The following is a 14911-nucleotide window of genomic DNA, read 5'->3' as shown; positions in this document are numbered from 1 at the left end:
GACCCATGTCCAATCTGAATGACCTGACCGCCCTGGCCTTGCCGTCAGGCAACCGTCTTGTAGCCGATGAAACCGCAAGTCGCCTGAGCCTCAGTCTGGAAGGGCAGCCGCTGATCGAACTGCGGCTGATCCGCGAGCCCGAGGTGCATCTGCGGCTGGAGGAGCGCTTTGGCCGTCCTGACGGTCAAGCATTCTGGGCGGCCTGTTATTGGCTGTTTGCCCGTGATGCGCAGTGTCAGCGTCTGACCTGGCACCTCGATCAAGTGCCCACTGAAGCCTTGCTCAGCGGGTTGCTGATCGCGACCGATGTCAAAGGTCAATATCGCTGTGAACGCACACTGTTCTGGCAATTGCCTCAGCCTTGGCTGGGTGAGTCGTTGACCGGTAGCTATCCACAGCAGATGGTCATCAGTGACGGCAAGCGCCACCCCCTGCGTGCGGTGAAACCCCGTGGTGAGGTCTATCGGCGCTTTGATGCGCGGCTCGGTGCATGGGTTTCCCTGCGTACACTAGAAATCGAGCAGGATTTGGCGCGTTTCAACCGCTGGCAGAACAGCCCGCGGGTCGCGAGTTTCTGGCAGGAGGAGGGCAGCCTCGAGAAGCATCGGGAATACCTCGGCAAACTCGAAGCCGACCCGCACACCTTGACCCTGATCGGTTGCTTCGATGATCAGCCGTTTGCCTACTTTGAAGCCTACTGGGCCAAGGAAGATCGCATTGCGCCGTTCTATGACGCCGGCGATTACGACCGTGGCATTCACATGCTGGTGGGTGAGGAAGATCACCGTGGCCCGCACAAGGTGGCGAGTTGGTTATCGGCGCTGGTGCACTACCTGTTTCTCGATGATCCGCGCACTCAACGGGTGGTCGCCGAACCTCGCGCCGACAACGCGAAGATGATCGGGCATCTGCATAATCAGTGTTTTCACTGCGAGAAAGAGTTCGACTTCCCGCACAAGCGCGCGGCGCTGATGGTGCTGGGGCGTGAGCGGTTTTTTGATCGGTGTTCGTTGGCTTGAGTCAGTCTTCGCGGGCAAGTCGGATCGCCGCACCGCTCGCTCCTACAGTGACAGGCAATATTCCCTGTGGAGCGAGGTTTGCCCGCGAAGCGTTTAACGACGGGCGAAGGTATCGGCACGATTGCCCGACACCTTGCGGCAATGCACCAGCGCATCACGAATCATGAAGTTCACCAGGGTCGGCGAGACGCCCAGTTCCTTGGCGATGTCTTTTTGCGGCACGCCATGCAGGCGGTACATCTCGAAGGCGTAACGGGTGCGGCTGGGCAACTCCGTCAGTGCATCGGCAATGTTTTCCAGGGTCGAGAAATTCATGTGCGAGGTTTCCGGCGAAGCGCCCTGGATCACCACGTTCAGGCCTTCTTCTTCCGGGCCCGAATACTTCTGCTCCAGCGCCTGCTTGCGGTAGTGATCGATCGCCAGGTTGCGCACGATCTGGAACAGGTAACTGAGCTGCGCCTTGATTGACGAGGTGATCTGCGGCGCCGATTGCAACCGGAAGAACGCATCCTGCACCACGTCTTCGGCGCGGGATCGGCAGCCGGTAATGCGGGCGGCAATCTTGACCAGAATCAGTCGGTTGTCGACGAAGGCCTGAAGTAGCGGTGAATCGCACCTGCTTGTGGATACTTGTTCCGTCATTGGAAATCACCTTGCTGCAAATAGGGTCGTGGGACGACAAGGGGGTCGGAGCCGTCCTACATATCGAGCGACAAATTATGTTGAATGATAATGATTGTCAAATGAGAAAGAGAATTAATGCTCCGTTGCGGTGCGGACCGAGAACGGCGACACGCTGACTCACCCACCGGCCACAAGCCTGCCGGCGCTCAAGCCCGGCGACTAATTATTCCAAGACCTCATCCGTTCTCATTGGTGAATGGCTGCGGGCGCAAACCCCGGCCAAAACAGCATTCCCAAGCCTTGCGCGGTCGGCGAAGACCGCGTCCTGCATGCCCGTGAACGGGCGTGAAATATGAAAACCGATTCCACTTGCAAGCCGAATTCAGGCAGGAAACCTCATGACCGACGCGTTCGAACTCCCCAGCACACTGGTCCAAGCCCTCCAGCGCCGCGCGGCCTTGACGCCGGACCGGGTGGCCTTGCGTTTTCTCGCCGAAACCCTGGATCAGGCTGTGGTGCTCAGTTATCGTGAGCTGGACCAACGGGCGCGAACCATTGCCGGCGCGTTGCAGGCCCAGGCGTCGTTCGGCGATCGCGCGGTGCTGTTGTTTCCCAGCGGCCCGGATTACGTCGCGGCGTTCTTTGGTTGCCTGTACGCCGGGGTGATCGCGGTGCCGGCCTATCCGCCGGAATCGACCCGTCGTCATCATCAGGAACGCCTGCTGTCGATCATCAGCGATGCCGAGCCGCTTCTGCTGTTGACCAGCGCCGACCTGCGCGACGCCTTGCTGCAAATCAACGGGGCGCCGCCGCTGCTATGTGTCGACACCCTCGACAACGCCGTGGCTGAACGCTGGGTTGCACCGGACCTGCAAGGCGAGCACATCGCTTTCCTGCAATACACCTCCGGCTCCACTGCTTTGCCTAAAGGTGTGCAAGTCAGCCACGGCAACCTGGTGGCCAACGAGCGATTGATTCGTCACGGCTTTGGCATTGACCTCAATCCTGATGACGTGATCGTCAGCTGGCTGCCGCTGTACCACGACATGGGCCTGATCGGTGGCCTGCTGCAGCCGATTTTCAGTGGTGTGCCGTGCGTGTTGATGTCGCCGGCGTACTTCCTCGGTCGCCCGTTGCGCTGGCTGGAAGCGATCAGCGAGTACGGCGGCACCATCAGCGGCGGGCCGGACTTCGCCTATCGACTGTGCAGCGAGCGCGTCAGCGAATCGGCTCTGGAACGTCTTGATTTGAGCGGCTGGCGCGTGGCGTATTCCGGTTCCGAACCGATTCGCCTCGACACCCTGGAACGCTTCGCCGAGAAATTCGCGGCCTGTGGTTTTACGCCAGACAGCTTCATGGCCTCTTACGGTCTCGCGGAAGCCACGCTGTTCGTTGCCGGCACTCCGCGCGGTCAGGGCATTCCGGCGTTGCGCGTGGATGATCAGGCCTTGGCGCAAAACCGCGCCGAACCGGGCGACGGCAGTCCGGTCATGAGTTGCGGCATCAGCCAGCCGGATCACGCGGTGCTGATTGTCGATTCGGTATCGCTCGAAGAATTCGCCGACAACGCGGTCGGTGAAGTCTGGGCCGCCGGGCCGAGCATCGCCCATGGCTACTGGCGCAACCCTGAAGCCACGGCCAAGACCTTCGTCCAGCACGCGGGCCACACCTGGCTGCGCACCGGCGACCTGGGCTTTTTGCGTGACGGTGAACTGTTCATCACCGGGCGCCTGAAAGACATGCTGATCGTTCGTGGTCACAACCTCTATCCGCAGGACATCGAGCAGACCATCGAGCGCGAAGTGGAGGTGGTGCGCAAGGGGCGTGTGGCCGCGTTCGCGGTCAATCTCGAGGGTCAGGAAGGCATCGGCATTGCCGCGGAAATCAGCCGCAGCGTGCAGAAAATCCTGTCGCCCGAGGCACTGATCAAGGGCATTCGCCAAGCGGTGGCCGAGGCGTATCAGCAAGCGCCGAGCGTGGTGGTGCTGCTCAATCCGGGGGCACTGCCGCCAGATCTGGTGCGAGCAATTGCAGGTCAAGCAAGTCAACGCCGACGATCACTTCTTCCTGCTCGGCGGTAACTCCATCGCCGCTACTCAAGTGGTCGCACGCCTGCGTGAAGCGTTGGGGATGGAGCTGAATCTGCGTCTGCTGTTCGAAGCGCCAACCCTCGGCGCATTCGCCGCCGCCGTCGCCCGGCAACAACAGGATGGCGGCCTCGCCCAAGGCGCGATCACTCAGCTGTCGCGCAACGAAGCCATGCCGCAATCCCTGGCGCAAAACCGTTTGTGGATCACCTGGCAACTCGACCCGCAGAGCAGCGCCTACAACATTCCCGGCGCCTTGCGCCTGCGCGGCGAACTGGACGAAGACGCCTTGCGCGCCAGTTTCCAGCAACTGATCGAACGTCACGAATCCCTGCGCACACGTTTTTTCGAGCGCGACGGTGTGGCCCTGCAACGGGTCGATGCTGCCGCTGAATTCAATCTTCAAGTGATCGACATCAGCGATGTGCCGGCCGCCGAGCGTGAAGCCTGCGCGCAACAAATCCGCGAGGACGAAGCCCGCATCCGGTTCGACCTGGAGAACGGCCCGCTGCTGTGGGTGACCCTGGTGCGCCTCGATGATGAGGATCATCAACTGCTGGTGACGATGCACCACATCATCGCCGACGGCTGGTCGCTGAACGTGCTGATCGACGAATTCTCGCGCCTGTATACGGCCGCCTCTCAAGGCCAGACCGCCAGCCTTCCAGCCTTGCCGACGCAATACGCCGACTACGGCAGTTGGCAGCGCCAGTGGCTGGCGCAAGGGGAGGGCGAACGGCAACTCGCTTACTGGAAAGAGCAGTTGGGTGATGAGCATCCGACCCTGAGCCTGGCCACCGACCACCCACGTTCGGCACAACACACCCACAGCGCCGCCCGCCACACCCTGCGGTTGGACGCGAGCCTGAGCAACGCCATTCGCCAGACCGCCCAGGCTCATGAGTCGACGCCGTTCATGCTGTTGCTCGCGGCGTTCCAGAGCCTGCTGCATCGCTACAGCGGCCAGCGCGACATCCGCATCGGCGTGCCGAATGCCAACCGTCCACGGCTGGAAACCCAGGGGCTGATCGGCTTCTTCATCAACACCCAGGTGCTGCGTGCGGAAGTGGATTCGCGTCTGCCATTCGTGGAGTTGCTGGCGCAAACCCGTCAAGCCGCCTTGGGTGCGCAAGCGCATCAGGACTTGCCGTTCGAGCAACTGCTCGAGGCCTTCCCCCAGGCCCGCGAACAAGGCTTGTTCCAGGTCATGTTCAACCATCAGCAACGGGATCTCGGCGCTCTGCGTCGTCTGCCGGGGCTGCTCGCCGAAGAGCTGCCGTGGCACAGCCGCGAAGCCAAGTTCGACCTGCAACTGCACAGCGAAGAAGACCGCAACGGACGCTTGAGCCTGTCGTTCGACTACGCCAGCGAGTTGTTTGACGCGGCGACCATCGAGCGTCTGGCCGAGCATTTCGCCAACCTGCTGCGAGCCGTCTGTGAGCGTCCGCAACAAGCGATCGGCGATCTGCAACTGCTGACCGCCGCCGAACAGGCTCAGCAAAATGACTGGAGCGTTGCTCCGTGCAACCCGGCACAGCAGTGGTTGCCGGAACTGCTCAACGAACAAGTACGCCAGACCCCGGAACGCATCGCGTTGCTGTGGGACGGCGGCAGCCTGGACTTCGCCGAACTGCATACTCAGGCCAACCGCCTGGCGCATTACCTGCGCGACAAAGGCGTCGGCCCGGACGTGTGCGTGGCGATCGCCGCCGAACGTTCGCCGCAGTTGCTGATCGGTTTGCTGGCGATCATCAAGGCCGGCGGCGCTTATGTGCCGCTGGACCCGGATTACCCGGCCGAGCGCCTGGCCTACATGCTCCGCGACAGTGGCGTCGAGTTGTTGCTGACCCAAACCGAATTGCTCGACCGCTTGCCGGCCACTGATGGCGTCTGCCTGATTGCCATGGACGCCCTGCACCTGGAGAACTGGCCAAGCCATGCACCGGGTTTGCACCTGCACGGCGACAACCTGGCCTACGTGATTTATACCTCGGGTTCCACCGGCCAGCCCAAGGGTGTCGGCAACACGCACGCAGCGCTCGCTGAACGTCTGCAATGGATGCAGAACACTTATCGCCTGAACGATACCGACGTGCTGATGCAAAAAGCCCCGATCAGTTTTGACGTGTCGGTGTGGGAGTGTTTCTGGCCGCTGATTACCGGGTGCCGCTTGCTGATCGCCGGTCCCGGCGAACACCGCGATCCACACCGCATCGCACAACTGGTTCAGCAATACGGCGTGACCACGCTGCACTTTGTGCCGCCGCTGCTTTCGCTGTTCATCGACGAACCGCTGACCGCCGAATGCACCAGCCTGCGCCGGGTGTTCTGCGGCGGCGAAGCCTTGCCCGTCGAACTGCGCAACCGCCTGCTGACGCAACTGCCGGCGGTGCAACTACACAACCGCTACGGCCCCACCGAAACCGCGATCAACGTCACCCACTGGCACTGCACAATCGCCGATGGCGAGCGCTCGCCGATTGGCCGGCCATTGGGCAACGTGCTGTGCCGGGTGCTCGACAGTGACCTCAACCCGGTTCCGGCCGGCGTGCCGGGTGAGCTATGTATCAGCGGTATCGGTTTGGCTCGAGGCTATCTGGGCCGTCCGGGGCTGACGGCTGAGCGTTTCGTGGTCGATCCACTGGGCGAGCAGGGCGCGCGTCTGTACCGCACCGGCGACCGTGCGCGCTGGACCGCCGATGGCGTGATCGAATACCTCGGTCGTCTCGATCAGCAGGTCAAACTGCGTGGCTTTCGTGTCGAGCCGCAAGAGATCGAAGCGCGGCTGTTGGCACAATCCGGCGTCGCCCAAGCGGTGGTGCTGGTGCGCGAAACGGCGGTCGGCGGGCAGTTGATCGGTTACTACACCGCCGCTGATTCCACTGAAGACCTCGACACTCAAGCCGCACGCCTGAAAGCCGTGCTGGCCGCCGAGTTGCCGGAATACATGGTCCCGGCGCAACTCATGCGTCTGGACCAAATGCCCTTGAGCCCGAGCGGCAAACTCGATCGCCGCGCCTTGCCGGAACCTCAGCGGCACGTCCGCGAGCACGTCGAACCGGTCACGGCGCTTGAGCAACAAATCGCCGGCATCTGGCGCGAAGTGCTGGGCCAGACGCAGATCGGTCTGCGCGACGACTTCTTCGCCCTTGGCGGCCACTCGCTGCTGGCCACGCAAATCATCTCCCGTACCCGTCAGGCCTGCGACGTCGAGTTACCGTTGCGGGCGCTGTTCGAGGCCAGTGAGCTGGGCGCGTTTGCCGAACAGGTTCGCTTGATCCAGGTCAGCGGCAGAACCAACCAGCAGCCACCGATCGAGAAGGTCGACCGCCGCCAACCGGTGCCGTTGTCCTATTCCCAGCAACGCATGTGGTTCTTGTGGCAGATGGAACCGGACAGCCCGGCCTACAACGTCGGCGGCATGGCGCGGTTGCGCGGCGTGCTGGATGTCGGGCGTTTCGAGGCGGCGTTGCAAGCGCTGATCATGCGTCACGAAACCCTGCGCACGACATTCCCGAGCGTCGACGGCGTGGCCCGGCAACAGGTGCATCCGGACACCGGTATGCGCATGGACTGGAAGGATTTCTCCGCGCTGGCGGCTGATACTCGTGAGCAGCGTGTCCAGCAACTGGCCGACAGCGAGGCGCACACGCCTTTCGATCTGGAAACCGGACCGTTGCTGCGCGCCTGCCTGGTCAAGACCGCCGAGCAGGAACATTACCTGGTGCTGACCCTGCACCACATTGTCACCGAAGGCTGGGCGATGGACATCTTCGCCCGGGAACTCAGCGCGCTCTACGAAGCGTTCGTCGATGACCGCGAATCACCACTGCAACCCTTGCCGGTGCAGTACCTGGATTACAGCGTGTGGCAGCGTCAGTGGCTGGAATCCGGCGAACGTCAGCGCCAGCTCGATTACTGGACCGCGCAACTGGGCCGCGAACATCCACTGCTGGAGTTGCCGGCTGATCGTCCGCGTCCGCCGGTGCAAAGTCATCAGGGCGAACTGTTCCGCTTCGACCTCAGTGATGACCTCGCGGCGCGGGTTCGTGCCTTCAACGCAGACAACGGTCTGACCCTGTTCATGACCATGACCGCCGCCCTGGCCGTGCTGCTTTACCGCTACAGCGGCCAGACCGACCTGCGCATCGGTGCGCCGGTGGCCAACCGCATTCGCCCGGAAAGCGAAGGGTTGATCGGCGCATTCCTCAACACCCAAGTGCTGCGTTGCCAGCTCGATGGGCAGATGTCCGTCGGCGAGTTGTTCGAGCAGGTTCGCCACACGGTGATCGAAGGCCAGTCCCATCAGGACCTGCCGTTCGATCACTTGGTCGAAGCCTTGCAACCACCGCGCAGCGCCGCTTACAACCCGCTGTTCCAGGTGATGTGCAACGTGCAGCGCTGGGAATTCCAGCAGCGCCGCACCCTGGCCGGGATGACCGTCGAGTACCTGGCCAACGATGCGCGAGCGACCAAGTTCGACCTCAACCTGGAAGTCACCGACCTCGACCATCGCCTCGGTTGCTGCCTGACTTACAGCACCGATCTGTTCGACGAGCCGCGCATTGCGCGCATGGCCGGGCACTGGCGCAATCTGCTGGACGCGTTGCTGGCCGATCCGCAACAGCGCTTGAGTGAGCTGCCATTGCTCGACGCCACTGAACAGCAAAACCTGCTCGACAACCTCGGCATCGAGCCGGGTGAGCATCGCCTCGATCAATACATCCATCAGCTGTTCGCTGAGCAGGCGCTGGTGCGCATGGGCGCACCGGCGCTGACGTTCGCCGGGCAAACCCTGAGCTACGCCGAGCTCGACAGCCGCGCCAATCGTCTGGCCTGGATGCTCCGTGAGCGCGGTGTCGGGCCGCACGTGCGGGTCGGCTTGGCGTTGGAACGTTCGCTGGAGATGGTCATCGGCTTGCTGGCAATCCTCAAGGCGGGCGGCGCCTATGTGCCGCTGGACCCGGAATACCCGCTGGATCGCCTGCACTACATGATCGAAGACAGCGGCATCGGTTTGTTGCTCAGCGATGCGGCGATGTTCGCGGCACTCGGTGAATTGCCGGCCAGCGTCGGTCGTTGGTGCCTGGAAGACGATGCCGCGGACCTGGCCAATTACCCGGCCAGCGAGCTGCCGTTTATCAGTATGCCGCAGCATCAGGCGTACCTGATTTACACCTCGGGCTCCACCGGAAAACCGAAAGGCGTGGTGGTGTCCCACGGTGAAATCGCCATGCATTGCCGCGCGGTGATCGAGCGTTTCGGCATGCGCCCCGATGATTGCGAGTTGCACTTCTATTCGATCAACTTCGATGCCGCGACCGAGCGTCTGCTGGTGCCGCTATTGAGTGGTGCGCAGGTGGTCCTTCGCGCTCAAGGCCAGTGGGACGCGCAGGAAATCTGCGGGCTGATTCGTCGCCACAACATCAACATCCTCGGCTTCACCCCAAGCTACGGCAGCCAGTTGGCGCAATGGCTGGCGACCCAGGGCGAAACCCTGCCGGTGCGCATGTGCATCACCGGTGGCGAAGCCCTGACTGGCGAACACTTGCAGCGGATTCGCGCGGCGTTCAAACCGAGCCTGTTTTTCAACGCTTACGGCCCGACCGAAACTGTGGTCATGCCGCTCGCCAGCCTGGCCCCCGAGCAATTGGAAGAAGGGCTGGGCAGTGTGCCGATTGGCAGCGTGATCGGCGCTCGGGTGGCGTACATTCTCGACGCCGATCTGGCGTTGCTGCCGCAAGGCGCGACCGGCGAGTTGTATGTCGGCGGCGCCGGTCTGGCGCAGGGTTATCACCAACGTCCGGGGATGACCGCCGAACGCTTTGTCGCTGATCCTTTTGCCGCGAACGGCGGACGCTTGTACCGCACCGGCGACCTTGTCCGTCAGCGCGCCGATGGCCTGGTCGAGTACCTCGGCCGCATTGACCATCAAGTGAAGATCCGTGGTTTTCGCATCGAACTGGGCGAGATCGAAACCCGACTGCTGGAACATGAATCGATCCGTGAAGCGGTCGTGCTGGCGCTCGATGCGCCGAGCGGCAAGCAACTGGTGGGCTATCTGGTTACAAACGTGGCCGAGCAGGATGAAGCGCAGCAAACTGCACTGCGCGAAGCGTTGAAGGCGCACCTCAAATCTCAGTTGCCGGATTACATGGTGCCGACGCACTTGATCCTGCTGGCCAGCATGCCGCTGACCGCCAACGGCAAACTCGACCGTCGCGCACTGCCGGCACCGGACCCGGAGTTGAATCGTCAGCAATACGTGGCGCCGAGCAACGAACTTGAGATGATCCTGGCCGGCATCTGGTGTGAAGTGCTCAACGTTCAACAGGTCGGCCTCAACGACAACTTCTTCGAACTGGGCGGCGATTCGATCCTGTCGATCCAGGTGGTGAGCCGTGCGCGGCAGCAGGGCATTCACTTCAGCCCCCGCGACCTGTTCCAGCACCAGACAGTGCAGACGTTGGCTGCGGTGGCGACTCGTACCGAGCAGGTCACCGCCGAACAAGGTTTGCTCACGGGTGAATCGCGTCTGACACCCATTCAGCACTGGTTCTTCGACACCGAAATCCCGCAGCGTCAACACTGGAACCAGGCGTTGCTGCTGGAACCGACCGTGGTGCTGGAGCCGCATCGCCTGGAGCAAGCGCTGTTGGCGGTGATCGAGCAGCACGATGCCTTGCGCCTGCGCTTCACCGAAGTCGCCGGTCATTGGCAGGCCGAGCATCAGGCAGTTTCCGACGCTGCCGTGCTGTGGCAAGTGCAGGTGCCGACGATGGACACATGCGCGGCACTGTTCGCCGAAGCGCAGCGCAGCCTCGACCTTGAGCAAGGGCCACTGATGCGGGCGCTGTTGGTCGACGATCCCGAGGGGCAACAACGGTTGTTCATTGCCATTCACCACTTGGTGGTGGACGGGGTGTCGTGGCGGGTGCTGCTGGACGATCTGCAAACGGTTTATCGTCAACTGGACGCAGAGCAGTCAGTAAAACTGCCAGCGAAAACCAGTGCCTTCAGGGACTGGGCCGCACGGTTGCAGGCTTATGCCGGCAGCGAATCCCTACGGGAAGAATTGAGCTGGTGGCAGGCGCAACTGGCCGGCCCAAGCGCTGAATTGCCGTGTGATCGGCCTCGGGGCGGGCAGCAGAATCGTCACGCGCAAACCGTCAGCGTGCGCCTCGACAGCGAGCGCACCCGCCAACTGTTGCAACAGGCGCCGGCGGCCTATCGCACCCAAGTCAACGATTTACTGCTGACTGCGTTGGCCCGTGTGTTGTGCCGCTGGAGCGGTCATGGGTCGGCGTTGATTCAACTCGAAGGCCACGGCCGCGAAACCCTGTTCGACGAGATTGACCTGACCCGCACCGTCGGCTGGTTCACCAGTGCTTATCCACTGCGCCTCACGCCGGTGAGTGAGCAGGGTGCGTCGATCAAGGTAATCAAGGAGCAACTGCGCGCGGTGCCGCATAAAGGCCTGGGGTATGGCGTGCTGCGTTACCTGGCCGATGGCCTGTGTCGGCAGACCATGGCCGCGCTGCCGGTGGCGCCGATCACCTTCAACTACCTCGGCCAGTTCGACCAGAGCTTCGGCAGCGATGCGCTGTTCCGTCCGCTCGATGAGCCGGTCGGCGCGGCCCATGATCCGCATGCGCCGCTGCCAAACGAGCTGAGCGTCGACAGTCAGGTGTACGGTGGTGAACTGGTGCTGCGCTGGACCTTCAGCGCCGAACGCCACGACCGGCAAACCATCACCGACCTGGCGCAGGCGTATCTGGATGAATTGCACAGCCTGATCCAGCACTGCCTGAGTGACCACGCGGGCGGCCTGACGCCGTCGGACTTCCCGTTGGCCAAACTGACTCAGCCGCAACTCGACGCGTTGCCGGTTCCGGCGGCGATGATCGAAGACGTCTACCCGCTGACCCCGATGCAGGAAGGCATGCTGCTGCACACCTTGCTCGAACCGGGCACCGGCCTCTATTACATGCAGGACCGCTACCGCATCAACAGCGAGCTCGACCCCGAGCGCTTCGCCCAGGCCTGGCAAGCGGTGATCGCCCGTCACGAAGCCTTGCGCGCCTCGTTCTGCTGGAACGTCGGCGAAGACATGCTGCAAGTGATCCATAAACCCGGCAGCACGCCGATCGAGTATCTGGACTGGAGCGCGGTTGCCGAAGCAGAGCAAGAGCCGAAGCTGCAGGCGCTGCTGAAAAGCGAGCGCGAGACCGGGTTCGATCTGCTCAATCAGGCGCCGTTCCATCTGCGTTTGATCCGCGTCGGCGCGGCGCGCTACTGGTTCATGATGAGCAACCACCACATCCTCATCGATGCCTGGTGCCGTTCGCTGCTGATGAACGACTTCTTCGAAATCTACACCGCCCTCGGCGAAGGCCGGCAAGCGCAACTGGCCGTGCCGCCGCGTTATCGCGATTACATCGGCTGGCTGCAACGCCAGAGCCTGGCCGAGGCGCGACAGTGGTGGCGGCAGAACCTGCAAGGTTTCGAGCGCACCACGCCGATTCCGAGCGACCGGCCGTTCCTGCGTGAACATGCCGGCGACAGCGGCGGCATGATCGTCGGCGACCGTTACACAAGGCTTGATCCCCGGGATGGCGCACAATTGCGCGAACTGGCCCAGGCCCATCAGTTGACCGTCAACACCTTCGCCCAGGCGGCGTGGGCGTTGGTGCTGCGTCGCTTGAGCGGTGATCGCGACGTGCTGTTCGGCGTCACCGTGGCCGGGCGTCCGGTGGACATGCCAGAGATGCAACGCACCGTCGGGCTGTTCATCAACAGCATCGCCCTGCGGGTGAAAATGCCCGAGGACGATCAGCGCTGCAGCGTTCGTCAGTGGCTCAGTGGTTTGCTCGACAGCAACATGCAACTGCGCGAATACGAGTACCTGCCGCTGGTGAGCATCCAGGAAACCAGCGAACTGCCGAAAGGCCAGCCGCTGTTCGACAGCCTGTTCGTGTTCGAAAACGCCCCGGTGGAAGTCTCGGTGCTGGACCGTGCGCAAAGCCTCAATGCCACTTCGGATTCGGGCCGCACCCACACCAACTTCCCGTTGACGGCGGTCTGCTATCCGGGGGATGACCTGGGCTTGCACTTGTCCTACGACCAGCGTTATTTCGACGAATCCACCGTCGAGCGCATGCTCGGTGAGTTCAAGCGCCTGTTGCTGGCGCTGGTCGAGGGCTTCCACGGTGACATGGCCGATTTGCCGCTGCTGGGAGTCGAGGAGCAGGACTTCCTGATCCATGGCTGCAACCAGAGCGAACACGACTATCCGCTGGAGCAGAGCTATGTCTCATTGTTCGAAGCGCAGGTTGCCCGGCATCCGCAGCGGATTGCCGCCAGTTATCTCGATCAGCAACACAGCTATGTTGAGTTGAACCAGCGCAGCAACCGTCTCGGCCATGCCTTGATCGCTGCAGGCGTCGGCCTCGATCAACCGGTGGCGCTGCTCGCCGAGCGTAATCTCGATCTGCTGGGCATGATTATCGGCAGCTTCAAGGCCGGTGCCGGTTACCTGCCGCTGGACCCTGGCCTGCCAAGTCAGCGCCTGAGCCGGATCATTGACCTGAGCCGCACGCCGTTGCTGGTCTGCACCCAGGCGTGCCGTGACCAAGCCGTCGCGCTGCTGGAGGAATTCGGATGTGCCAACCGGCCTCGATTGCTGGTCTGGGAAGACGTGCAGGCGAGCGACGTTTCGGTGGCCAATCCGGGTGTCTACAGTGGCCCGGACAACCTCGCCTACGTGATCTACACCTCGGGCTCCACCGGCCTGCCGAAGGGCGTGATGGTCGAGCAGCGCGGCATGCTCAATAACCAGTTGAGCAAGGTGCCGTACCTGAAGCTGAGCGACGCCGATGTGATCGCCCAGACCGCTTCGCAAAGCTTCGATATTTCGGTCTGGCAGTTCCTCGCGGCGCTGTTGTTCGGTGCTCGGGTGGACATCGTGCCGAACAGCATCGCCCATGATCCCCAAGGCTTGCTGGCCCACGTCCAGAGCCAGGGCATTAGCGTGCTGGAAAGCGTGCCGTCGCTGATTCAGGGCATGCTCGCCCAGGACTGCATGAGCCTCGATGGCCTGCGCTGGATGTTGCCGACCGGTGAAGCGATGCCGCCGGAACTGGCGCATCAATGGTTGCTGCGTTACCCGCAGATGGGGCTGGTGAACGCTTATGGCCCGGCGGAATGCTCGGACGATGTGGCGTTCTTCCGGGTCGACCTGGCTTCGACCCGTGGCAGCTATTTGCCGATCGGTACGCCGACCGACAACAACCGTTTGTACCTGCTCGATGGCGCGCTGGAGCTGGTGCCGTTGGGGGCAGTGGGGGAATTGTGCGTGGCCGGCACCGGGGTCGGGCGCGGTTATGTGAGCGATCCGTTGCGCACGGCACAGGTGTTTGTGCCGAACCCATTCGGTGCGCCTGGGGATCGCCTGTATCGCACCGGTGACCTGGCCCGTCGGCGCAGTGATGGCGTGCTGGAATACGTCGGGCGTATCGATCATCAAGTGAAGATTCGCGGGTACCGCATCGAACTGGGTGAAATCGAAGCGCGTCTGCATGAACAGCCGGAAGTCCGCGATGCGGCGGTCGGGGTGCAGGAGGGCGTCAACGGCAAGCACCTGGTCGGCTATCTGGTGGCAGCGGATTTGGCGCTCAATCCGAACGAACGACTGGAGCGGATCAAGCAGCGCCTGCGTGCCGAGTTGCCGGAATACATGGTGCCGCTGCACTGGTTGTGGCTCGACAAGCTGCCACTCAACGCCAACGGCAAACTCGATCGCAAGGCCTTGCCGGCACTGGAGATCGGCCAGTTGCAGAGCCAGGACTATCAGGCGCCGGGCAATGAGCTGGAGCAGACCTTGGCGGATATCTGGGCCGAAGTGTTGAAGGTCGAGAAGGTTGGCGTGCGTGACAACTTCTTCGAGCTGGGTGGGCATTCGCTGCTGGCCACGCAAATTGCCTCGCGGGTACAAAAAGCCCTGCAACGCAACGTGCCGCTGCGGGCGATGTTCGAGTGCAGCACGGTGGCGGAATTGGCCGAGTACATCGATGGGTTGGCGGCGAGCGACATTACCGAGGAGAAGGTGGATCGGTTGAATGACCTGATGGCGGAGCTGGAGGGCCTTTAATCCGGGTTGACTGCCGAGCCCACGCGGCTCAG

2 protein-coding genes and 1 pseudogene are annotated in these 14911 nt (G+C 62.6%); 2 read left to right on the top strand and 1 reads right to left on the bottom strand.

Going from position 1 to position 14911, the window contains the following annotated elements; all coding sequences use genetic code 11:
- Positions 1-5: 5 nt before the first annotated feature.
- Positions 6-1019 (top strand): GNAT family N-acetyltransferase, encoded by a 1014-nt coding sequence (locus tag AC1DIS_RS05075; protein ID WP_477743430.1) that lies wholly within the window; start codon positions 6-8, stop codon positions 1017-1019.
- A gap of 93 nt (positions 1020-1112) precedes the next feature.
- Here AC1DIS_RS05075 and AC1DIS_RS05070 read toward each other — a convergent pair whose 3' ends face one another.
- Positions 1113-1661, bottom strand: a complete 549-nt coding sequence (locus tag AC1DIS_RS05070) for an RNA polymerase factor sigma-70 (protein WP_007894994.1) — start codon at positions 1659-1661, stop codon at positions 1113-1115.
- A gap of 380 nt (positions 1662-2041) precedes the next feature.
- On the opposite strand from AC1DIS_RS05070, the pseudogene AC1DIS_RS05065 reads away from it, so the two are divergent.
- A pseudogene (locus AC1DIS_RS05065) lies at positions 2042-14879 on the top strand (non-ribosomal peptide synthetase).
- Positions 14880-14911 lie beyond the last annotated feature (32 nt).

This window comes from Pseudomonas sp. 05N433, from assembly GCF_056396925.1.
This window is presented reverse-complemented; position numbering and strand designations above follow the sequence as displayed.